The organism is Pseudomonas sp. HS-18 (assembly GCF_020401845.1).
Classification (GTDB): Bacteria; Pseudomonadota; Gammaproteobacteria; order Pseudomonadales; family Pseudomonadaceae; genus Pseudomonas; species Pseudomonas nitroreducens.
On sequence record NZ_CP084413.1, the window covers coordinates 1691559 to 1713637 of the forward strand.

Annotated in this window: 22 protein-coding genes; 16 read left to right on the forward strand and 6 right to left on the reverse strand. The window is 65.8% G+C overall.

Features of this window, described 5'->3' with window-relative positions; translation table 11 throughout:
• Positions 1 to 16: 16 nt before the first annotated feature.
• Genes LDJ84_RS07845 through LDJ84_RS07855 form a run of 3 tightly spaced genes read left to right on the forward strand, consistent with a single transcriptional unit; the run spans position 17 to position 2090 of the window.
• Positions 17 to 1117: a PLP-dependent cysteine synthase family protein gene (locus tag LDJ84_RS07845; protein WP_226046161.1), complete on the forward strand. Its 1101-nt coding sequence runs from the start codon at positions 17 to 19 to the stop codon at positions 1115 to 1117.
• A 17-nt stretch (positions 1118 to 1134) separates the two neighbouring features.
• Positions 1135 to 1824, forward strand: a complete 690-nt coding sequence (locus tag LDJ84_RS07850) for an aspartate/glutamate racemase family protein (protein ID WP_226046162.1) — start codon at positions 1135 to 1137, stop codon at positions 1822 to 1824.
• A gap of 14 nt (positions 1825 to 1838) precedes the next feature.
• Positions 1839 to 2090 carry a hypothetical protein gene (locus tag LDJ84_RS07855; RefSeq protein ID WP_226046163.1) on the forward strand — a complete coding sequence of 84 codons (252 nt, stop codon included), beginning with the start codon at positions 1839 to 1841 and terminating at the stop codon, positions 2088 to 2090.
• Positions 2091 to 2106: 16 nt separating this feature from the next.
• On the opposite strand, the gene LDJ84_RS07860 is transcribed toward LDJ84_RS07855, so the two are convergent.
• Positions 2107 to 2775: a COG3650 family protein gene (locus LDJ84_RS07860; protein WP_024765207.1), complete on the reverse strand. Its 669-nt coding sequence runs from the start codon at positions 2773 to 2775 to the stop codon at positions 2107 to 2109.
• Positions 2776 to 2862: 87 nt separating this feature from the next.
• Here LDJ84_RS07860 and LDJ84_RS07865 point away from each other — a divergent pair, with 87 nt between their 5' ends.
• Entirely contained in the window at positions 2863 to 3261 is a 399-nt protein-coding gene (locus tag LDJ84_RS07865) for a DUF488 domain-containing protein (protein ID WP_226046164.1), read from the forward strand.
• A gap of 111 nt (positions 3262 to 3372) precedes the next feature.
• On the opposite strand, the gene LDJ84_RS07870 is transcribed toward LDJ84_RS07865, so the two are convergent.
• On the reverse strand, positions 3373 to 3972 hold the full coding sequence (locus tag LDJ84_RS07870) for a short chain dehydrogenase (RefSeq protein WP_169887261.1): 600 nt from the start codon (positions 3970 to 3972) through the stop codon (positions 3373 to 3375).
• Positions 3973 to 4070: 98 nt separating this feature from the next.
• On the opposite strand from LDJ84_RS07870, the gene LDJ84_RS07875 reads away from it, so the two are divergent.
• The 3 genes from LDJ84_RS07875 (at position 4071) to LDJ84_RS07885 (ending at position 6061) form a co-directional block, all read left to right on the forward strand.
• Positions 4071 to 5000: a LysR family transcriptional regulator gene (locus LDJ84_RS07875; RefSeq protein WP_037011930.1), complete on the forward strand. Its 930-nt coding sequence runs from the start codon at positions 4071 to 4073 to the stop codon at positions 4998 to 5000.
• Between the two features lie 123 nt (positions 5001 to 5123).
• A complete protein-coding gene (locus tag LDJ84_RS07880) occupies positions 5124 to 5585 on the forward strand; it encodes a glycine zipper 2TM domain-containing protein (RefSeq protein ID WP_024765204.1) in 462 nt (153 codons plus the stop codon).
• A 14-nt stretch (positions 5586 to 5599) separates the two neighbouring features.
• Positions 5600 to 6061, forward strand: a complete 462-nt coding sequence (locus LDJ84_RS07885) for a hypothetical protein (RefSeq protein ID WP_024765203.1) — start codon at positions 5600 to 5602, stop codon at positions 6059 to 6061.
• A gap of 77 nt (positions 6062 to 6138) precedes the next feature.
• Here LDJ84_RS07885 and LDJ84_RS07890 read toward each other — a convergent pair whose 3' ends face one another.
• From LDJ84_RS07890 to LDJ84_RS07900, 3 genes are all read right to left on the reverse strand, one after another.
• Positions 6139 to 7461: an aspartate aminotransferase family protein gene (locus LDJ84_RS07890; RefSeq protein WP_226046165.1), complete on the reverse strand. Its 1323-nt coding sequence runs from the start codon at positions 7459 to 7461 to the stop codon at positions 6139 to 6141.
• The gene (locus LDJ84_RS07895; protein ID WP_084359738.1) at positions 7458 to 8534 is read right to left on the reverse strand and encodes a phosphotransferase; all 1077 of its coding nucleotides are present in this window, start codon (positions 8532 to 8534) and stop codon (positions 7458 to 7460) included. The genes LDJ84_RS07890 and LDJ84_RS07895 overlap by 4 nt, the downstream gene beginning before the upstream one ends.
• Positions 8535 to 8632: 98 nt before the next feature.
• On the reverse strand, positions 8633 to 9661 hold the full coding sequence (locus tag LDJ84_RS07900; RefSeq protein WP_045209894.1) for an ABC transporter substrate-binding protein: 1029 nt from the start codon (positions 9659 to 9661) through the stop codon (positions 8633 to 8635).
• Positions 9662 to 9974: 313 nt separating this feature from the next.
• Here LDJ84_RS07900 and LDJ84_RS07905 point away from each other — a divergent pair, with 313 nt between their 5' ends.
• Positions 9975 to 10709, forward strand: a complete 735-nt coding sequence (locus tag LDJ84_RS07905; RefSeq protein ID WP_024765199.1) for an SDR family NAD(P)-dependent oxidoreductase — start codon at positions 9975 to 9977, stop codon at positions 10707 to 10709.
• A 72-nt stretch (positions 10710 to 10781) separates the two neighbouring features.
• Positions 10782 to 11468: a GntR family transcriptional regulator gene (locus LDJ84_RS07910; protein ID WP_024765198.1), complete on the forward strand. Its 687-nt coding sequence runs from the start codon at positions 10782 to 10784 to the stop codon at positions 11466 to 11468.
• Positions 11469 to 11596: 128 nt separating this feature from the next.
• Here the strand turns inward: LDJ84_RS07910 and LDJ84_RS07915 are convergent, their stop codons facing one another.
• A complete protein-coding gene (locus tag LDJ84_RS07915; RefSeq protein WP_024765197.1) occupies positions 11597 to 12796 on the reverse strand; it encodes a CaiB/BaiF CoA transferase family protein in 1200 nt (399 codons plus the stop codon).
• Between the two features lie 258 nt (positions 12797 to 13054).
• Between LDJ84_RS07915 and LDJ84_RS07920 the strand changes: the two genes are divergently transcribed.
• From LDJ84_RS07920 to LDJ84_RS07950, 7 genes are all read left to right on the forward strand, one after another.
• Positions 13055 to 14233 (forward strand): sensor domain-containing diguanylate cyclase, encoded by a 1179-nt coding sequence (locus tag LDJ84_RS07920; protein WP_065327959.1) that lies wholly within the window; start codon positions 13055 to 13057, stop codon positions 14231 to 14233.
• A 61-nt stretch (positions 14234 to 14294) separates the two neighbouring features.
• Entirely contained in the window at positions 14295 to 14834 is a 540-nt protein-coding gene (locus tag LDJ84_RS07925; RefSeq protein WP_045209899.1) for a YaeQ family protein, read from the forward strand.
• A gap of 153 nt (positions 14835 to 14987) precedes the next feature.
• On the forward strand, positions 14988 to 16703 hold the full coding sequence (gene recJ / locus LDJ84_RS07930; RefSeq protein ID WP_226046166.1) for a single-stranded-DNA-specific exonuclease RecJ: 1716 nt from the start codon (positions 14988 to 14990) through the stop codon (positions 16701 to 16703).
• Positions 16704 to 16917: 214 nt separating this feature from the next.
• Positions 16918 to 17661, forward strand: coding sequence for a histidine utilization repressor (hutC, locus tag LDJ84_RS07935; RefSeq protein ID WP_065327956.1), 744 nt, complete (start codon positions 16918 to 16920; stop codon positions 17659 to 17661).
• A 399-nt stretch (positions 17662 to 18060) separates the two neighbouring features.
• A complete protein-coding gene (gene hutU, locus LDJ84_RS07940; protein ID WP_226046564.1) occupies positions 18061 to 19734 on the forward strand; it encodes a urocanate hydratase in 1674 nt (557 codons plus the stop codon).
• Positions 19735 to 19744: 10 nt separating this feature from the next.
• Positions 19745 to 20917 (forward strand): CaiB/BaiF CoA transferase family protein, encoded by a 1173-nt coding sequence (locus LDJ84_RS07945; protein ID WP_169887267.1) that lies wholly within the window; start codon positions 19745 to 19747, stop codon positions 20915 to 20917.
• Entirely contained in the window at positions 20914 to 22059 is a 1146-nt protein-coding gene (locus LDJ84_RS07950; RefSeq protein WP_065084916.1) for an acyl-CoA dehydrogenase family protein, read from the forward strand. The genes LDJ84_RS07945 and LDJ84_RS07950 overlap by 4 nt, the downstream gene beginning before the upstream one ends.
• Positions 22060 to 22079: the final 20 nt, after the last annotated feature.

Genomic DNA, 22079 nt, shown 5'->3' on the forward strand with positions numbered 1-22079 from the left:
CCAGGAGAACGACACGATGGTCGCTCAGGAACGCAACTGGACCCGCGAGGCGATCCGCATCATCGAAGCGGATTTCCAACGCAGCGCCGATACCCACCTGATTCCCCTGGACATGCCCGGCCTGCCGGGCGTGGACCTGTATTTCAAGGACGAGTCCAGCCACCCCACCGGCAGCCTCAAGCACCGCCTGGCCCGCTCGCTGTTCCTCTACGCGTTGTGCAATGGCTGGCTGCGGCCGGGCGCTCCGGTGATCGAGGCATCCAGTGGTTCGACGGCGATCTCCGAAGCGTATTTCGCCCGGCTGCTCGGCGTGCCGTTCATTGCCGTGGTTCCCGCCAGCACCTCGAAGGAGAAGATCGCGCAGATCGCCTTCTATGGCGGCCAGGCGCACTTGGTGGACGACCCGACGCAGATCTACGCCGAATCCGAGCGACTGGCGAAGGAAACCGGCGGCCACTTCATGGACCAGTTCACCTACGCCGAGCGCGCCACCGACTGGCGGGCGAACAACAACATCGCCGAGTCGATCTTCCAGCAGATGCGCCACGAGCGCTTCCCCGAGCCGGCCTGGCTGGTCTCCAGCCCCGGCACCGGCGGCACCCTGGCGACCCTGGGGCGCTTCGCCCGCTACCGCCGGCATGACACCCGTGTGCTCTGCGCCGACGCCGAACGCTCGGTGTTCTTCGATTCCTACCGCACCGGCGACCGCGGCCTCACCCTGAGCTACGGCTCGCGCATCGAAGGCATCGGCCGCCCGCGCGTGGAAGCGTCGTTCCTGCCCAACGTGCTGGATGCCTGCTGCAAGGTGCCGGATGACCTGTCGCTGGCCGCCATGCACTACCTGGCGCAGCGGCTGGGCCGGCACGTCGGCGCCTCCAGCGGCACCAACCTGATCGGCGCGCTGCTGGTCGCGCATCAGATGGTGGCTCGGCGCGAGAGTGGTTCGGTGGTGGCGATCCTCTGTGACAGCGGCGAGCGCTACGCGACGACCTATTACAACCCGCTATGGCTGATTTCCCAGGGCTTCGACCTCGATCCGCTGATAGAGGCCGTGCGCCAGTGCGCCGAGCACGGCGCGGCGCTGCCCGGCGATCTGCCCTGTATCGGACTGGATTGATTCATCTGGAGCGAAGCATGAAGACCATTGGCCTGATCGGCGGCATGAGCTGGGAATCGACCATTCCCTACTACCGGCAGATCAACGAACGCATCAAGGAGCGCCTGGGCGGCCTGCACTCGGCGAAGGTCGTGCTGTACAGCGTGGACTTCCACGAGATCGAGCGTCTGCAGCATGTCGGCGACTGGGACGCTGCCGGCCGCCTGCTGGCTGACGCCGCGCGCTCGCTGAAGGCGGCTGGGGCGGATTTCCTCGTGCTCTGTACCAACACCATGCACAAGGTGGCGCCGGCCATCGAGGCGGCGGTGGATATCCCGCTGCTGCACATCGCCGACCCGACCGCCGAGGCGATACGCGCGGCGGGCGTGACCACGGTCGGCCTGCTGGGCACGCGCTTCACCATGGAACAGGCGTTCTACAAGGATCGCCTGGTGGACAGGTTCGGGCTGAAGGTGCTGACGCCGAGCGAGGCCGATCGCCAGGTGGTGCACCGGATCATCTACGAGGAACTCTGCCTGGGGCGGATTCGCGACGAATCGAGGGAAGAGTATCGGCGGATCATCGCCGCGCTGGTGGCGCAGGGCGCCGAGGCGGTGATCCTGGGCTGCACGGAGATTTCCCTGCTGGTCGGCCCGGCGGACGCCTCGGTGCCACTGTTCGACACCACCGCGCTTCACGCCCTGCATGCCGCCGACGCTGCGCTTTGACGAGGACAAACAGCATGAGCTTCATCAGCCTGAAGGTACGTGCCGCGTTCATCATGCACGGCTATGACGAGCAGAACCGCGAGGTGATCGAGCAGGTTTCGGACCCGGACTTCGTCGAGAAGCTGGTGCGCGTCAAGCGCATCCAGTCGATCAGCGAGAAGTACGTGCTGGTCACTGCCAGCGATGGTCGGCTGGCCTATTGGGAGTACGCCGAGGAATTCGCCGCACTCAAGGCAAGGTTGGTCGCGGCGGGGCTGCTGGTCTGAGCCCCGCCGGCGGCGATCAATCGCCGCTGGAGCCGCCCGGATAGGCGCAGCCGCGCATGACCTTGTTGTCGAGGCGCAGTTCGGCGGAGAGGTTGCTCAGGGCGCCGCTCATGCTGTCCTGGCAGCGGGCTGGAGCCACCCACAACTCGACCTTCTCGCCATTGGCCTCGCTGGAATAGCTGGTGCTGCCGTCAGGCACGCCCTCGGCGATGTACGGCAGCGCCAGCGATTCCTTGCCCGGCTGCTCGATCAGCATGCCCTGGCTATTGACCAGCACGCTCCAGCCCGGCTCGTTGCCGTGGGCGCGGACCACCGCGCGCTTGAAGTTCGGGTCGTCGCAGCCCGAGCCCTCATTCTGCAGGCGATAGACCTTGGCCACTTCCAGCTTGCCGTCGGTGCCCTGGGCGCTGCTGCCGCTGAAGCTGCCGCGCAGGTCGGCGTACAGCGAGGTGGCGCCATCGTTGAACATTTCCAGTGCGTCGCGGGGCAGGCCGGTGTTGCCGGTGTCCTCGATGCTGAAGCGGCGTTGCTCGGTGCAGCTGCGGAACACCAGCTGGCCGTCCACACGGCTCAGTTCGCCCTGCAGGCGGGTGGAGGCGTTAAGATCGGTCTTGTTCGGCGTCCACACCTGGCAGGCGGCGAACAGGGGTAGCAGGCTGAACAGAATGAAACGGCTGGATCGCATGGAACGGGCTCCCTCGAAAGTGCGCCCACGTTACCCAGCGAAGCCGGTCACCTCAAGGGCAATGCCCAACGGCGAGGAGAATTTCGGATGATCCGCTGCAAGCGTGCTTACGAACCGGTGACCGAGGGGGACGGCCTGAGGGTGCTGGTGGACCGGCTCTGGCCACGGGGAATTCGCAAGGAAGACCTGTACATGGAGTGCTGGGCCAAGGAGGCCTCGCCGTCCAACGAACTGCGCCAGCGCTTCCACCACGACCCGAGCCTGTTCGAGGAATTCCGCAAGGCCTACCACGGCGAACTGAACGCTCACCCGGAGCACTGGATGGGGCTGCTGGACCTCGCACGCAAGGGCACGCTGACGCTGCTCTATGCAGCCAGGGACGAGGAGCACAACAACGCCCGGGTGCTGGCGGAGTTCCTTGAGGACGAGTTGGCGAAGCAGGGCGAGGGGAGTTCCCCGGTCTGCTATGCCGGGAAGAGAGAATAGAGGCAGTTCGCGAGCTCGCTCCTACAGTTCCCGGCGAAGGTTTTCCTGTAGGAGCGGGCCTGCTCGCGAACCAAGGCCAACGACCGACGCAGAAGCATCAGCCCGCCAGCCTCACCAGATCTTGTATACCTGCCCGGTCTGCTTGCCTTCCACGCTGCGGGCGAAGCCCAGCGCGGCATCCGCGGCAGGCACCGGCTTGAAGCCGCGGAAGAACGGCGCGTAGCCCTCCATCGATTCCACCAGCACATTCGGGCTGACCGCGTTGATCCGCTGGCCGCGCGGCAGCTCCAGGGCGGCGCTGCGCACGAAACCTTCCACCGCGCCGTTGACCAGGCTGGCCGAGCTGCCCAGCACGATGGGCTGTTCGCTGAGGATGCCGGTGGTGAGGGTGAAGGAAGCGCCGTCGTTGGCGTACTGGCTGCCGATCAGCACCAGGTTCACCTGCCCCATCAGCTTGTCCTTGAGGCCGACCGCCATTTCCGCCTCGCCCATTTCCGACAGCGCGCCGAAGTGCACTTTGCCGGCGGCGCTGATCAGCGCATCGAAGCCGCCAACCTGCTCGAACAGCTTGCGGATCGAGGCGCTGTCGGTGATGTCCACACGATAGTCGCCGCTGCTGCGACCGACGCGGATGATCTCGTGGCGCGGGGCCAGTTCGTTGGCGATGGCCTGGCCAAGGGTGCCGCTGGCGCCGATCAGGATGATTTTCATGAAGACTCTCCACTGAGGTGGTTTGGCTGAAAGTGAATTCAGTCTAGAGTGGTCTTCTGTTTTGATAATTAAGCTAATTGACAACCTTTGGTTTTCATATGGAAACAATCGCCAACGACCTGCAAGACCTTTCCGCCTTCGCCGTACTGCTGGAATGCGGCAGCTTCACCCGTGCCGCGGAAAAACTCGGCTGCAGCAAGGGGCAGTTATCCAAGCGGATCGCGACGCTGGAGCTGACGCTGGGCGCGACCCTGGTGCACCGCACGACCAGACGCCTGTCCCTGACTGCCGCCGGTGCTGCGCTGCTGCCCGAGGCTCAAGCGCTCAATGCCCAGGCCGCGCGGGCGCGGCAGGCGGTACTGGCGTTGCAGGAAGAGGCACAGGGCAAGGTGCGGCTGAGCGTGCCAGTGTCGTTGGGAGAGACTTTCTTCGATGCGTGGCTGATGGAGTTTTCCCGCCAGTACCCGGACATTTGCCTGGAGCTGGACCTCTCCAACGAGCGTCGCGACCTGGTGGCGGACGGCTTCGACCTGGCCATCCGCTCCGGCAGTCTGGCGGTGGATGAGCGCCTGGTGGCGCGGCCGCTCTTCGCTTTGCAGGAGTTGACCTGCGCCACGCCGGGCTATCTTGCGGAGCACGGCGTGCCCGAGGCGCCGGCGGACCTGGCGCAGCATTCCTGCCTGCAGAACACTCATTATCAGGACAGCGACGTCTGGCTTTACCAACGCCACCACGAACTGTTCCGCGTCACGGTCAGAGGCTTGCTTGCAAGCAATCACTACACCTTGCTGAAGAAGGCGGCTCTGGCCGGCGCGGGGATCAGCCGGCTGCCGTCCTACATGGTTCAGCAGGAATTGGCGGAGGGCAGCCTGGTCTGGTTATTGCGCGATTACCAGACCCGCACCCAGCCGGTGTTCCTCATTCACGCTTACCAAAGCCGCCTGCCGCGCCGCACACAGCTGCTGGCGGACTATCTGCTGGGCTGGTTCGAACACAGCCGCCGGCAGTTGGTCGCTCTGGAGGGGTGACAGACATTTCATTCAACTTCGTTCAGCTTTGTTCAGTGATGGTTCAGAAAGGGTTCAGGGGGAGTTCAGGCAAGGCCACGTAGGCTTTGCCCTAATCTTTCCGACCCTTCCGAGGTGACCACCATGAACCGTTCCACTCTGCTGTTGACCGCCCTGTTCACCAGCGCCGCTCTGCTGAGCGGCTGCGCTTCCGACCTCTCGGGTTCTTCCTATTCCCGTGCCGATGCCCGTGCGGTGCAGAACGTACGCATGGGCACCATCGAATCCCTGCGACCGGTACAGATCGAAGGTACCAAGACCCCCATCGGTACCCTGGCCGGTGCAGCCGTCGGTGGCATCGCCGGCAGCTCCATTGGCGGCGGCCGCGGCAAGGCCATCACCAGCATTCTCGGTGGCGTGGCGGGTGGCGCGGCGGGCTCGGCGGTGGAAGAGGGCATCACCCGCACTCAGGGCGTCGAGATCGTGGTCCGCGAGGATGACGGCGGCACCCGCGCTTATGTCCAGGCGGTCGATTCCCAGCAGTTCCGCGTTGGTGACCGTGTTCGCATCATGACGGTCAATGGCGCCAGCCGCGTCACCATCTGAACGGAGAACCCCCCATGCGCCGCCTGTTGATCGCCGCTCTCGTCCTGCTTGGCTGTGGTTTCGCCATTGCGGATGAAGACAAGGGCTTCTGGTACCTGCAGACCAGCGTCTACACGACCCACTGGACCACGGATCCGGATCACAACAACCACCAGGAGCTGATCGGCCTGGAGCGTAATCGCGGCGATGGCGTGGTATTCGGCGGCGCGACCTTCAAGAACTCCTTCAGCCAGCGCTCCAACTATGTCTACGCCGGCAAACGCTTCGACTGGGAAGGTACGCCGTTCTACGCCAAGGTCACCGGCGGCGCGTTGCAGGGGTATCGTGGCGAGTACCGCGACAAGATTCCGCTCAACCGCTATGGCGTGGCTCCGGCGATCATTCCTTCCGTTGGCGCGCACCTGGGGCCCGTTGGCGCTGAGCTCGTGGTGTTGGGAGGCTCGGCCGCGATGGTCAACGTTGGCGTGCGCTTCTGAGGATCGATCCCGTCAGAATGAAAAGGGTCGCGATGAGTGTTCATCGCGGCCCTTGTCGTTTCTGAGAGACGCAGATGTCAGATGGCGACATCCGTCAGCGCCTTGTCCAGGCAGTCGAGGAACAGTTCCGCATGCTCCTGCTCGAAGGCCAGCAGCGGACGAATTTTCAGGATGTTCTCCAGCGGACCGGCCGCGCTGATCAGCACGCCACGTTCGCGCATGCCATTGACCACTTGGCGCGTCTGGTTGGCGGCGGGTGTTTTCGCCGTGCGGTCAGTGACCAGTTCGACGCCGAGGAATAGCCCCGCGCCGCGCACATCGCCGATCAGCTCGTGGCGCTCGGCCAGTTGGCGTATGCCCTGGAGCATGAAGGCGCCGATGCGCTGCGAACGCTCCTGAAGCTGTTCGTCGCGGATCACGTCGAGTACCGCCTGGGCCGCCGCGCAGGACACCGGGTTGCCGCCGAAGGTGTTGAAGTAGCGCACCTCGCGGCCGAAGCGTTCGAGGATTTCCGGGCGCACCACGACGCCGGCGATGGGCTGGCCGTTGCCCATGGGTTTACCAAGGGTGACCAGGTCCGGCTGCACGCCGTGGCGCTGGAAGCCCCACATGGCGTCGCCGGTGCGGGCGAAGCCGCTCTGCACTTCGTCGGCGATATAAAGCAGGCCTTCGTCTTGGGCGACTTTCACGGCTTCGGCAAGGAATCCGGCCGGATCGGCCAGCACGCCGTCGCTGGCGAAGATGCCGTCGAGCAGCAGCGCGGCGGGCTTGATGCCATGGGCGCGCAGGTCGGCGATGGCGGCGCGCACATCGTCGGCGAAGAGTTTGCCGACGTTCTCTGCGCCCAGTCGGTAAGCATCGGGCGCGCGCACGGTGCGGGCGTGGGCGGGCAGGGTGATGCCGGCGCCGAGGGACGGCGAGAGCTCGGAAATGGTCCCGGTGACGCCGTGGTAGGCGAAGCGGGTGATGATCACCCCGGTGCCGCCGGTGTACTGGCGAGCGATACGCAGGGCGAGGTCGTTCGCCTCGCTGCCGGTGCAGGTGAACATCACCTGGTCCAGGCCTTCGGGGAAAGTGGCGAGCAGGTCCTCGGCGTAGTCGAGGATGCCTTCCTGCAGGTAGCGGGTATGGGTGTTGAGCACCGCCGCCTGGCCGGCGATGGCTCGCACCACGCGCGGATGGCAGTGGCCGATGGAGGCGACGTTGTTGTAGGCGTCGAGGTAGCGGTTGCCCTGGTTGTCGTAGAGCCACACGCCCTCGCCGCGCACGGTGTGCAGCGGGCGCTCGTAGAACAGGCGGTAGGCCGGCCCGAGCAGGCGCGCGCGGCGCTCGATCAGGCGGCGTTCCGCATCGCTCAGGCGCTCGGCATCGGCGGCACTGAATCCGTTGGGCATGGTCATGGGCGGGGCTCCTCTTGTGTGGCGCAGGCGGCGAAGATCTGCTCCTGCGCCTGTTCCCGGCTCAGGCGGGCCAGGCCTTGCACGGCCTGCCAGGCGTGGCGGGTGTTGCGCAGGATGTAGTCGCGGTTCTCGGGGTGCAGGCTGGCGCGCCAGGCGGTGATGCTCAGGGTCATGATCAGGCGCGTGGCAATCAGGTCGGCGAGGATTTCCTGCTCCTCGGCCAGCAGCGGGCAGCGGCGATGGTAGGCGGCGATCATCTCGCAGGCGGTGGCCAGCGGCGCGTCCGGCTCGCCCACCTGGTAGGCGGCGGCGACGCCGAGGTCGTTGATCAGCGGCGCGTGGACCATGTCGCCGAAATCGAGGATGTTGCGCACCCGGTCCGGATGCTCGGCATCGACGATGACGTTGTGCGGGTTCAGGTCGTTGTGGATGACCTGGGCGCGCAGCGTGGTCTGGCGGGGCAGGGCGTGGCGCTCGAAATTGTCGAGAAAGCGCTCGACCAGGGCGCGCTGTTCTCGATCCTGTATGTAGACCAGCAGGTTGCGCAGGCGCGAGGCGTGCTTGAGGTCCCAGAGCAGTTCGTGGTCGGCGGTGGCCGGGTGTTCGAAACCCTTCAGCGCCAGGCCCAGGCGCGCCAGGTCGTCGCCCAGGTTCTCGCGCAGGGCGCGGCTGCGTTGCGGGACGCGGTGCAGCGGAACTCCGTCGACGAAGGAGAACAGCCGGGCAATCATCGGCTGGCCGTCGACGCGGATGGAAATCTGGTGGTCGCCGTTGAGCGAGGGATAGACGCGCTGCACTGCCAGGGTCGGGTCGAGGGCCTCCACGCGCAGCAGGGCGCGAGTCTGGAAGTCCACGACCTGCGGGTCCTCCAGCGGGTGCGAGAGCTTCAGCAGGCGGTCGTCGCCATGGCCATGGGCGATGTGGAAGTTCAGGTCGCGTTCGCCGGCGAGGCGGTGCAGCGTGCCGCGCTGGCCGAAGTATTCGTCGGCGATGGCAGCGGCCTGGGCGTCGCTCACCTGGGCGGGGGCCGCTTCCAGCAGGTGATCGTGGACGGGAGCGGTATTGAGGGGCACGGGTACATCTCCAGCAGGGTTCAGCGGTCGTTCGGTATTGCAGCGGCCGGGCGAGGTGGAGCGTCCGCCCGGCGCGGGGCCGGGCGGACGCCATCCACTTACTTGCTAGCCCAGGCGTTGAAGCGGGTTTCCAGTTCCTCGCCGTGGTCGATCCAGAACTCGGTGTCCATGGCGCGCGCGTTCTCCAGGTTCTGCGGCGCGGTGGGGAGTTTCGGCGCGATGGCGGCGTCGATCAGCGGGATGGTGTTCTTGTTGGTCGGGCCGTAGGGAATGTTCTCGGCGAAGACCTTCTGGTGCTCAGGCTTGTTGGCCAGGGCGATGAACTGCTCGGCCAGCTCCTTCTTCGGGCTGCCCTTGACGATGGCCCAGTGGTCCAGGTCGTAGATGCTGCCGTTCCACTGGATGGCGAAGTCGCGGCCTTCCTTCTGCGCGGTGGCGACGCGGCCGTTGTAGGCAGACGTCATCACCACGTCGCCGGCGGCCAGCCATTGCAGCGGCTGCGCACCGGCTTCCCACCATTGGATGTACGGCTTGATCTCGTCGAGCTTCTTGAACGCACGGTCCACGCCTTCCTTGGTGGCCAGTACCTTGTACAGGTCGGCCTGTTTCACGCCGTCGGCTTCCAGGGCGAATTCCAGGGTGAACTTGGCGCCACGGCGCAGGCCGCGCTTGCCCGGGTATTTCTTCACGTCCCAGAAATCGGCCCAGCCGGTGGGTGCGCTGGCGAGTTTCTTGGCATCGTAGGTGAGCACCGTGGACCAGATGAAGATGCCCACGCCGCAGTCGCTCACGGCGGCGTCGAGGAAGTCGGCCTGCTTGCCGAGCTTGCTCCAGTCGAGCTGCTCGAACAGGCCTTCGCTGCAACCGCGCATCAGTTCCGGGGATTCCACCTCGACCACGTCCCAACTGGTCTTGCCGGTGTCGGCCATGACCTTGATCTTGGCCATCTCGCCGTTGTACTCGGCGCCCTGCACAGTGACCTTGGCCTGCTGCTCGAAGGGTTTGTAGAAGGCCTTTTCCTGGGCCACCTTGTTGTCGCCACCGAACGACACCACGGTCAGTGTCTCGGCGTGGAGCTGGGCGGCGCCGCCGGCCAACATCATCAGTGCTATGGCTTTCTTGAACATGCGATGACTCCTGAGCGGGCCAATCCGGCCCATGAATAAGAGGGCAGCTTCAAGAGTGGGGCGGCGCGCCGGACCAAGCTGTAAGGCCGGCTGGCGTTGCCCTCGGACATCAGGGAGAGGAACGGGCGGAACAGGTGCGGTCGATCATGGGAAGTTGCTCCGTTTCTTGTTGTTGTTCGGATAGCTCGTTGCAGGACCAAGCTGGACCGATTAAAACATCTTCCAAAACATGATGCATCATGTTTTTATTGGGGCCAGCGCTCCAAGGACGCTGACCACTCGAGCGCACTCATCCGAAGGGGATGCCTGCACCATGAACCAGACCAGAACCCTGCTTCTCACTGGCGCCAGCCGCGGCATCGGCCATGCCACGGTGAAGCACTTCAACGCTGCCGGCTGGCGCGTGTTCACCGCCTCGCGCCAGGACTGGAGCGCCGAGTGCCCCTGGGCCGAAGGCCTGATCAACCATATCCACCTGGACCTGGAAGACATCGACAGCGTGCAGGCCAGCCTGCCGATGATCCGCGAGAAGCTCGGCGGCTCGCTGCACGCCCTGGTGAACAACGCCGGCATCTCGCCCAAGGGCCCGGAGGGCGAACGCCTGGGCGTTCTGGGCAGCGACTACGCCACCTGGCTGAAGGTGTTCAACGTCAACCTGTTCTCCACCGCGCTGCTGGCGCGCGGCCTGTTCGACGAACTGAAGGCAGCCAAGGGCTCGGTGATCAATGTCACCTCCATCGCCGGTTCACGTGTGCACCCGTTCGCCGGCGCTGCTTATGCGTGCTCGAAGGCTGCCCTGGCCGCATTGACCCGCGAGATGGCCCATGACTTCGGCCCGCACGGCGTGCGAGTGAACGCCATCGCGCCGGGGGAAATCGACACGGCCATCCTGTCTTCGGGCACCGAGCTGATCGTCGAGCGCGATATTCCGATGCATCGCCTGGGTAAGCCGGAGGAAGTTGCTTCGCTCATCCATTTCCTCTGCACCAGCGGCGCGTCCTACGTGAATGGTGCAGAAATCCACGTCAACGGCGGGCAGCATGTGTGAAACCGGCTGGCATTCGGCGCGATCAGCGACCATCATTCGCGCCCGAATTCCGCACCACGTGATGAGACGGCGATGAACTACCCGATCGAAGGGCTCAATCATTCCTACCTGGGCAGCGGCGTCTACGCGCTGCTGCGCGAGGCACTGATCACCGGCCGCTTCAAGCCGGACGATCGCCTGCGTATCCGTGACCTGGCCCAGCAGCTGGGCACCAGCGTTACCCCGGTGCGTGACGCCATCCTGCAGCTGGCCAAGGAACAGGCGCTGGTGCTGAAGACGCCGCGGGACATCCGCGTGCCGCTGCTCACCCTCGAGCAGTACCTGGAGATCCGCAGCATCCGCGTGGCGCTCGAAGGTCTCGCCGCCGAGACCGCCGCCGCGCGCGCCAGCGATGAGCAGCTGGACGAGCTGGAAGCCAACATCCGCGAGAATCTCGACGCGATCCACGCGGATGACCTGGTGCTGGCGCTCAAGCTCAACCAGGCCTTCCACTTCGCCCTCGCCGACATCGCCGGCATGCCGCTGCTGCGCGCCTTCCTCGACAGCCTGTGGATGCGCACCGGCCCGCTGATCGCCCAGGCCTACGCCGACTTCAACGAGCGCATGGCCATCGAGCACCACTGGGACGTCCTGCGCGCCCTGCGCGAACGCAACGGCGCCGCCGCCCGCGAGGCTATCCACGCCGACCTGCTGGACGGCAGCGAGAAGATGCTGGAGTTCATCGCCCAGAGCGAGGCGCCGGAGCAGGAAGCGGGCTGACTGGCTTTATTGCAGGAGTTCGCTGCTACACCAAGAGCCGTAGGGCGAATAACCTGGAACAGGTTATCCGCCGGCTTCAATACGGCGGATGACGCTGGCGCGTTATGCGCCCTACCCAAGCAAAGTGGTCAGACCGCGCCATCCTTGCGCATCGCCGCGATGGCGGCTGCGTCGTAGCCCAGTCCGGAAAGCACTTCGTCGGTATGCTCGCCCAGTTTCGGGCCGATCCACTCGGCGCTGCCGGGGGTATCGGAGAGCTTGGGCACGATGCCGGGCATGCGGAAGGGTTTGCCGTCCGGCAGCTTGGCGGAGAGGAACATCTCCCGCGCCAGGAATTGCGGGTCGCTGAACATGTCCTCGGCGGAGAAGATGCGGCTGGCCGGCACCTCCGCTTCGTTCAGCACCTTGAGCACGGTCTCCAGCGATGCGGAGCGCGCCCAGCGATCGATGATGCCGTAGAGCTCATCGCGACGGGCATCGCGGCCGTCGTTGCTGGCAAGCGTGGGGTCTTCGGCGAGGTCGGGGCGGCCGATGGCCGTCATGAAGCGGCGGAAGATGGCGTCGCCATTCGCGGCGATCTGCACGTGCTTGCCGTCGGCCGTGGTGTGCACGGAGGAGGGCGTGATGCCAGGCATGATGTTGCCGGTGCGCTCGCGGATGAAACCGAACACGTCGAACTCCGGAACCATGGATTCCATCATGGCGAATACCGCTTCGTAGAGAGCCACGTCCACCACCTGGCCGGCGCCGCCGTTCACTTCGCGGTGGCGCAGTGCCATGAGCGCGCCGATCACGCCCCACAGCGCGGCGATGGAGTCGCCGATGGAAATGCCGGTGCGCACCGGCGGGCGGTCCTCGAAGCCGGTGATATAGCGCAGCCCGCCCATGGACTCGCCCACCGCGCCGAAGCCCGGCTGGTCCTTGTAGGGGCCGCTCTGGCCGAAGCCGGACAGGCGCACCATCACCAGCTTGGGGTTCAGCGCGTGGATCGCTTCCCAGCCCAGGCCGAGCTTCTCCAGCACGCCGGGACGGAAGTTCTCGATCAGGATGTCGGCCTCGGCCAGCAGCTTCTTCAGCACCTCGCGGCCGGCTTCATGCTTGAGGTTCAGCGTCAGCGAACGCTTGTTGCGCGCCTGCACGAACCACCACAGCGACGTGCCTTCGTAGAGCTTTCGCCATTTGCGCAGCGGGTCGCCGCCGTCCGGTGATTCGACCTTGATGACCTCGGCGCCGAACTCCGCGCAAAGGCGCGAGGCGAAGGGGCCGGCGATCAGGGTGCCCAGTTCGATGACCTTGAGGCCGGCGAGGGGTTTGGCGGTGCTGTTCATCGGTCTGTCCGATCAGAGAGGAATCGCCGGACTCTAACGCGTGCACGGCGCTTCGAACAGGCCGCCGGGCAGGCGTCTGGAAACGTCGCTTTGCGGCGGCCTTGAGCGCGCGTAGAGTAGCCACATTCAGATGCTTCTTACTTCAGCTCGCTCGGTTTCGCGCAGGTATGCCGTGATGCGTTCGTCTTCCTTCCAACAGCCCGATGGTCTGACGGCATTCTCCGGGGAATGCGAGCTGACGGGTGGCGAGGGGGCTGCATGACGTTGAACCTGCCGACGCTGGTTGTCGTCGACCTCTACGTACTGACTCTTGTCGGTGTGCTGATGGCATTCGCCTGGCACAGCGGTCGTCGCGATCACTCGCTGGGCTACATGAGCGTCGCGTTGCTGCTGGGTGCCATTGGCACCTTCCTGGCCACGTTGCGAGGCATGGGCATCGACTGGTTGCCGATCCTGCTCGGTAATGTGGTCCTGCACCTCTGTTCGGCAATGACCTGGACTTCCATGCGCGTCTTCACCGGACGCAAACCGCACTGGCCGTTGATCGGCGCAGGCGCGACATTCTGGGCGCTGCTGTGCCTGCTCCCGCCCTTCTACGAGTCCCTGGCTGCGCGCATCGCGGTCAGTACGGGGATCACCATCCTGTACTGCCTCGCGGCGATCAGCGAGCTGTGGCGCGACCGGCGCAAGCTCGAAGTCGAACTCAAGCCGACACTGGCGTTGTTGCTCTTGCATACCCTGGTCTATTCGGTACGCCTGGTGGTCGACCGCGGCATGCCGTTCGAGAGCGTGGCCAACAACGGCCAGGGTTCTGCTTTCTTCACCTTCCTGGTCTTCGAGACCATGCTGTTCGCCATCGGTATCGCCTTCGCCACCCTGGCGATGGTCAAGGAACGTGCCGAGCTGCAGTTCCGCAGTGCTGCCCTGAGCGACCCGCTGACCGGCGTGGGCAATCGCCGCGCCTTCATGGAGACCGGCGAACGCCTGCTGCGCCTGTGCGCCGAGCGGGGCGAACAGGCTTCGTTGCTGCTCTGCGACCTGGACAACTTCAAGCGCCTCAACGACTCCTTCGGCCATCCCGCCGGCGACCGCGTGCTGGTGGAATTCAGTCGCATCACCGCCTCGCGGATGCGCAAGCACGACCAGTTCGCCCGCATCGGCGGGGAAGAGTTCGCCTGCCTGCTGGTGGGCGCCGATACCGAGGGCGCGTGCCAGGTGGCGGAGCGGGTGCGCCGGGAGTTCGCCGAGTTGCCGTTCATGGCCGAGGGCCAGCTCAGCGTAAGCATCGGTATTGCTACCAGCCGCGAGGCCGGCCACGACCTGCTGCGCCTGCTGTCCCTGGCTGACCAGGCGCTCTACGCCGCCAAGGCCAAGGGCCGCAACCGCATCGAACTGGCCGCGCCGGAGCCTGGAGCCGACCGACGTCCGCGCACTTGACCCACGGTGCCGGCGCTTTCGCGGTAGACTTGCCGCCTTCGAAAATTCGCCGGGAACGCCCATGGCCCTGTCCGCCACGCCCTACAAAGCCGATATCAGCCTGACCGACCTCGACCGTGGGGTCTACGAGACCCTGCGCTTCACCGTCGCCCGCCACCCCTCGGAAACCGAGGAGCGCCTGGCGGTGCGCCTGCTGGCCTACGTCATCTGGTACAACGAGCAGCTGGCCTTCGGCCGTGGCCTGTCGGACGTGGAAGAGCCCTCGCTGTGGGAAAAGAGCCTGGACGACCGCGTGCTGCACTGGATCGAAGTCGGCCAGCCGGATGCCGATCGCCTGACCTGGTGCTCGCGCCGCTGCGAGAAGCTGACCCTGGTCGCCTACGGCAACCTGCGCGTGTGGACCACCAAGGTGCTCGACAGCGTCCGCCACCTGAAGAACCTCAATGTCGTCGCCATGCCCCAGGAAGCGCTGGAAGAAATCTCCCGCGACCTGCCGCGCTCGATCAACTGGACCGTGATGATCAGCGAAGGGACCATCTTCGTCACCGACGAGCGCGGCCAGCACGAGCTGCAAGTCGAATGGCTGATGGGCGAGCGCTGATTTGCGCTAGCTGCGCGTTGGCCCGGCTGCGTTGTGAACAGGCGCGGGCCTGCTCATTTGCTGCAGCAAACTCCGTGGCCCACGCCTGTTCGCGCCTTGCCGTGCTCTAGCTCACAAGGCGCAAGACCAAGCACAAAGGAATAGTTGGACTTCATGCGCATCGAATCCCGTCCCCTCCCGCCAACCCTGCCCAACCTGGGCGACCTGCCGCCACTGCTGACCCGCCTCTACGCCGCTCGTGGTGTGCAGAGTGCAGAGGAGCTGGACAAGGGCCTGGCGCGGCTGATCCCGTACCAGCAGCTCAAGGGTGTGGACGCGGCGGTGGAACTGCTGGTCGACGCGCTGGAAAAGGGCCAGCGGATTCTCTACGTCGGCGATTTCGACGCCGATGGCGCCACCGCCAGCAGCGTCGGTGTGCTGGCGTTGCGCATGCTTGGTGCGGCCTGGGTCGATTACCTGGTGCCCAACCGCTTCGAATATGGCTATGGCCTGACCCCGGAAATCGTCGCCGTGGCGCTGGAGAAGCGCCCGGAACTGCTGGTGACCGTGGACAACGGCATTTCCAGCATCGAGGGCGTGGCCGCCGCCAAGGCTGCCGGCCTGCGCGTGCTGGTCACCGACCACCACCTGCCGGGGCCGGAGTTGCCCGCCGCCGACGCTATCGTCAACCCGAACCAGCCCGGCTGCGACTTCCCCAGCAAGGCCATGGCCGGTGTCGGTGTGATCTTCTACGTGATGCTCGCCCTGCGTGCCCGCCTGCGTGAACGCGGCTGGTTCGCTGCGCGCGGCATCGCCGAGCCGAACCTGGCTGAATTGCTCGACCTGGTGTCCCTGGGCAGCGTCGCCGACGTGGTACCGCTGGACGCCAACAATCGCATCCTGGTTCATCAGGGCCTCGCGCGTATCCGTGCTGGCCGTGCACGTCCGGGGCTGCGTGCGCTGCTGGAAGTGGCCGGGCGCGATTGCCGGCGGATCACCTCCACCGACCTGGGCTTCATCCTCGGCCCGCGGCTGAACGCCGCCGGGCGCCTGGACGACATGTCCCTGGGCATCGAGTTGCTGCTCTGCGAAGACGAAGGCGTCGCCCGCGACATGGCGGTGCAGCTCGACCAGCTCAACCAGGACCGCAAGGCCATCGAGCAGGGCATGCAGCGCGAGGCGCTGGCCCAGCTCAAGGAACTGCCGGTGGAAGAGATGCCCTTCGGCCTGTGCCTGTTCGACCCGGAATGGCACCAGGGAGTGATCGGCATCCTCGCCTCGCGCCTGAAGGAGCGTTACCACCGTCCGACCATCGCCTTCGCCGATGCTGGCGATGGCACGCTCAAGGGCTCGGCGCGTTCGGTGCCGGGCTTCCATATCCGCGATGCGCTGGACGCCGTGGCTGCGCGCCATTCGGGCTTGATCAGCAAGTTCGGTGGCCACGCCATGGCCGCCGGCCTGTCGCTGCCGCAGGAAAACTTCGGCGCCTTCGCCGCTGCCTTCGACGCCGAAGTGCGCCGTCAGCTGGATGAAGAAGACCTCACCGGGCGCCTGCTCTCCGACGGCCAGCTGGGCGCCGAGGAGTTCCACCTGGAGCTGGCCCGCGCGCTGCGCCAGGCCGGACCCTGGGGCCAGCATTTCCCCGAGCCGCTGTTCCACGGCATCTTCCAGATCGTCCAGCAGCGCGTGGTCGGCGAGCGACACCTGAAGCTGGTGCTCAAGACCGAGTGCGGTTCGCTGCAGCTGGACGCCATCGCCTTCAACATCGACCGCGAAATCTGGCCCAATCCCACCGTGCGCTGGGCGGAAGTGGCCTACAAGCTCGACGTCAACGAGTTCCGTGGCAACGAGACGGTGCAGCTGATGGTGGCGCATATTGCGCCGCGCTGATCATGAGTACGGATTTTCGTCGACTGTAGGGCGAATAACCTGGAACAGGTTATCCGCAGCCCCCATCGTGGGGGATAACGCTGGCGCGTTATGCGCCCTGTCAAAGCTGCACACCTATTGCCCGTGGTTCGGCTTCGGTGACGGCGCGTAGGCGGCAGGCGTAGCCGCGGGTAAACTGGCGGCTAGCCCGCCTTCCGCCGATTCAGGAGCTGCCGTGTCCCAAGATCATTCCTCCCTGGCCGCGTTCGCGCTGGAAACTCCGGCGCCCCTGTATGCGCGGGTGAAGGAAATCATCCTGCAGCAGATCCGCAACGGCGTCTGGAAACCCAACTCCAAGCTGCCGTCGGAAAGCGAACTGTTCGCCCTGCTCGGTGTGAGCCGGATGACCATCAATCGCGCATTGCGCGAGCTGACCATCGAGGGCGTGCTGGTGCGCCTGCAGGGCGTGGGGACCTTCGTTGCCGAACAGAAGGGCCACGCGGCGCTCTTCGAGATCCATAACATCGCCGAGGAGATCGCCGCGCGCGGGCATCAGCACCGCTGTGAAGTGGTGCTTCTGGAACCGCTGCCCGAGGGCGCGACCCTGGCGCTGCCGTTCGAGCTGGAAAACGTCCAGCGCATCTTTCACTCCGTTGTCGTGCACTACGAGAACGAAGTGCCGGTGCAACTGGAAGAGCGCTTCGTCAATGCCGAGGTAGCGCCGGAGTACCTGCAGCAGGACTTCACCCGTATCACCCCCTATGCCTACCTGATCCAGCTGGCGCCGCTGACCGAGGGTGAACATGTGGTCGAGGCGATCAACGCCGAAGCGGCCGACTGCAAGCTGCTGCGCATCAAGCGTGGCGACGCCTGCCTGCTGATTCGCCGCCGCACCTGGTCGGCGAAGGGGCAGGTGGGTGCTGCGCGACTGGTCTATCCGGGGTCGCGCTATCGCCTCGAAGGTCGTTTCGGGCAGTAGTCAGCTGTCATCCCGAGGGGGCGGAAAATCCGCCCTGCTGTCTCCTGTGGTGCACCGTTTTGTTACCTCTGTGCACCGCGCTGTTACTTTTTCTCCTTCCTTTCTCGCCGCCTTCTCTCGCTGCTGGCCGTGGTGAGGGGCGTAGCCTGCCTGTGCATAAGATTTCTATCCATTTGAAATAAAACGACATTGTCGTCACGTGACTGTGCTCCCTGGGTAGCGCCGGCCTATTTTGGCCCTCGCTTTGCATTAGCTTGTATATACAGGTTGATATAAGGTTTTACACATATCAGGTGACACTAGATGAGTACGGCAATGCCCGTTGCCCTCTATTCACCCGTTTCCGCCGCGCCGGACCGCCTTCCAGCGTGGCGCCACCCCTGCATCGAGGAAGTCCAGATGAGCTCCACCGGCCGTTACCGTGATACCGAAATCCGTGCCCCGCGCGGCACCCAACTGAACGCCAAAAGCTGGCTGACCGAAGCGCCGCTGCGCATGCTGATGAACAACCTCGACCCGGAAGTCGCCGAGAACCCCAAGGAGCTGGTGGTGTACGGCGGCATCGGTCGCGCCGCGCGCAATTGGGAGTGCTACGACAAGATCGTCGCCACCCTGAAAGAACTGAATGAAGACGAGACCCTGCTGGTGCAGTCCGGCAAGCCGGTCGGCGTCTTCAAGACCCACGCTAACGCCCCGCGCGTGCTGATCGCCAACTCCAACCTGGTGCCGCACTGGGCCAACTGGGAGCACTTCAACGAGCTCGATGCCAAGGGCCTGGCCATGTACGGCCAGATGACCGCCGGCTCGTGGATCTACATCGGTAGCCAGGGCATCGTCCAGGGCACCTACGAAACCTTCGTCGAAGCCGGCCGCCAGCATTACGACGGCAACCTGAAAGGCAAGTGGGTGCTCACCGCCGGTCTCGGCGGCATGGGCGGCGCCCAGCCGCTGGCCGCGACCCTGGCCGGCGCCTGCTCGCTGAACATCGAATGCCAGCAGAGCCGCATCGACTTCCGCCTCGCCAGCCGCTACGTCGACGAGCAGGCCAAGGACCTCGACGACGCCCTGGCGCGCATCGCCCAGTACACCGCCGAAGGCAAGGCCATCTCCATCGCCCTGCTGGGCAACGCCGCGGAAATCCTCCCGGAGCTGATCCAGCGCGGCGTGCGCCCGGACATGGTGACCGACCAGACCTCCGCCCACGACCCGCTCAACGGCTACCTGCCGGCCGGCTGGACCTGGGAGCAGTACCGCGACCGCGCGCAGACCGACCCGGCCGCCGTGGTCAAGGCCGCCAAGCAATCCATGGCCGTGCACGTCAACGCCATGCTGGAATTCCAGAAGCAGGGCGTGCCGACCTTCGACTACGGCAACAACATCCGCCAGATGGCCAAGGAAGAGGGCGTCGCCAACGCCTTCGACTTCCCCGGCTTTGTCCCGGCCTACATCCGCCCGCTGTTCTGCCGTGGCGTCGGTCCGTTCCGCTGGGCCGCGCTGTCCGGCGACGCCGAGGACATCTACAAGACCGACGCCAAGGTCAAGGAACTGATCCCGGACGACGCCCACCTGCACAACTGGCTGGACATGGCCAAGCAGCGCATCAGCTTCCAGGGCCTGCCGGCGCGCATCTGCTGGGTCGGCCTGGGCCAGCGCGCCAAGCTCGGCCTGGCGTTCAACGAAATGGTCCGCCGCGGCGAGCTGAAGGCACCGATCGTGATCGGCCGCGACCACCTCGACTCAGGTTCGGTGGCAAGCCCCAACCGCGAGACCGAAGCCATGCGCGACGGCTCCGACGCCGTGTCCGACTGGCCGCTGCTCAACGCCCTGCTGAACACCGCCAGCGGCGCCACCTGGGTCTCGTTGCACCATGGCGGCGGGGTGGGCATGGGCTTCTCCCAGCACTCGGGGATGGTGATCGTCTGCGACGGCACCGACGAAGCTGCCGAGCGCATCGCCCGCGTGCTGACCAACGACCCAGGCACCGGCGTGATGCGCCATGCCGACGCGGGTTATCAGATCGCGATCGATTGCGCCAGGGAACAGGGCCTGAACCTGCCGATGATCACTGCCTGAGGAATCGAGCATGAGCAATGTGACTGAACTGCCCACACCGCAGCCGCTCAACGGCGTGCGCGTACTGGACCTGAGCCGCGTGCTGGCCGGGCCGCACTGCACCGCGATGCTTGCCGACCTCGGCGCCGAAGTGATCAAGTTCGAAGTGCCGGGGCACGGCGACGACAGCCGCCATCTCGGCCCGTTCAAGGACGGCGAAAGTGTCTATTTCGGCCTGATCAACCGCGGCAAGCGCAGCGTCGAGCTGGACTTCAAGGCGCCGGAAGACCTGCAACGTTTCTATGACCTGGTGGCGGACGCCGATGTGGTGGTGGAGAACTTCCGCCCCGGCGTCACCCAGCGCCTGGGCATCGATTTCGACAGCCTCAGGCAGCACAACCCGAAGCTGATCTACGCGAGCATTTCCGGTTTCGGCCAGAACGGCCCACTGTCGCGCCGCCCGGCCTACGACATCGTCGCCCAGGCGATGTCCGGGCTGATGAGCGTCAGCGGTTTCCCCGAGACCGGGCCGACCCGCAGCGGCGAAGCACTCGGCGACCTGTGCGCCGGCGTCTATGCGGCCTGGGCGATCAGCAGCGCATTGTTCGCCCGCGAGCACCAGGGCAGCAGCGCGCAATACATCGACGTGGCGATGTTCGACGTGCTGGTCAGCCTGCAGATGACTGGCCTGTCCAACCTGTTCGCCCACGGCAGGGCGCCGGGTCTGGTGGGTAACCGCCACCCGGTGTCGACGCCGTTCGACACCTACCGCGCCGCCGACGGCCTGGTGGTGATCGCGGTGGCCAGCGACAAGCTGTTCCGGCGTTTCTGCGAAAGCATCGGCCGCGGCGAACTGGCCGACGATCCGCGTTTCGCCGACGACCCCTCGCGCACCCGCAACGAGCAGGCACTGCGCGCCGAGATCGAGGCCTGGACCGGCCAGCGCAGTGTCGAGCAGGCCTGCGACCTGCTGCTGGATGCCGGCGTGCCGGCCTCGCCGGTGTGGAACCTCGCCGAGGCCACCGGCAGTGAACAGGCGCAGGTGCGCCAACTGCTGGTGCAGCCGGCCGACGACCAGCCGCCACTGGTGCCGCAACCGGTCTACTTCAACGGGCGCAAGCCCCACGCCGCGACGCGCGCTCCCCGATTGGGCGAAGCCAACGCCGCGTTCGGCCTCACGAATAAAGCAGGAGCCGTGCAATGAACTTCGATATCGACGCCACCGAACTGGCCATCGTCGACTCCGCCGAGCGGGTCTGCCGCGACGTGCTGGCCGCCAACGCCCAGCGCTATGACGAAGAAGAGGCCTTCTGCGCCGAAAGCCTGCAGGCCCTCGGCGAGCTGGGCTTCATGGGCATCAACCTGCCGGAAACCTATGGCGGCTTCGGCATCGGCAGCCTGGCCATGAGCCGGGTGGTCGAGGCGGTGTCGGCGGCCTGCGCCTCCACTGCGTCAGCGTTGACCGCACACTTCCTCGCCACCGATTCGATCCTCATCGGCGGCACCGAGGAGCAACGCCAGGAATGGCTGCCGCGCTGTGCCAGCGGTGAACTGCTCGGCGCCTTCGGCCTGACCGAACCGGCAGCCGGCTCCAACCCGGCGGACATGCGCACCCGTGCCGTGCGCGAGACCGGCGGCTGGCGGATTCGCGGCAGCAAGCACTACATCACCAATGCCCGCGAAGCCGACTTCATCGTGCTCTACGCCAAGACCGACCCGGAGGCCGGCGCCCGTGGCATCAGCGCCTTCCTGATTCCCAAGGGCACCGCCGGCGTCACCTTCGCCAACCCGGAAAAGACCATGGGCCTGCGCGGCAGCACCATCTACGAGCTGGCGCTGGACTGCTGGCTGCCGGCGGATGCGCTGCTGGGCGAGGAAAACCAGGGCTTCCGCACCGCCATGGAAGTGCTGGATCGCGGCCGCGTGGAAGTCGCCGCCATGTCGCTGGGCATCGCCCGCGCGGCCATGGAGTACGCCTTGAAGTGGGTGGATGAGCGGCAGATCGGCACCAAGCCGTTGTCGGCTTACCAGGGCACCCAGTGGCGCATCGCCGATATGCACGCGCAGTTCCAGGCCGCGCGCCTGCTTACCCAGCAGGCCGCCGCGCGGCGTGACAGCGGCGAGCGCTTCAGCCTCGAGTCGGCGACCGCCAAATTGTTCGCCGCCGAGGCCTGCGGCTTCATCACCGACGCCGCGCTGCAACTGCACGGCGGTTACGGCTACATCCGCGACCTGCCGCTGGAGCGCTTCGTGCGCGACGCGCGAATCCTGCGGATCTTCGAGGGAACCTCCGAGGTGCAGAAGATCATCATCTCCCGCGCCGTGCTGGATGCCGCCCGCCATTGACGGCAGGTACGGGGCGGCCT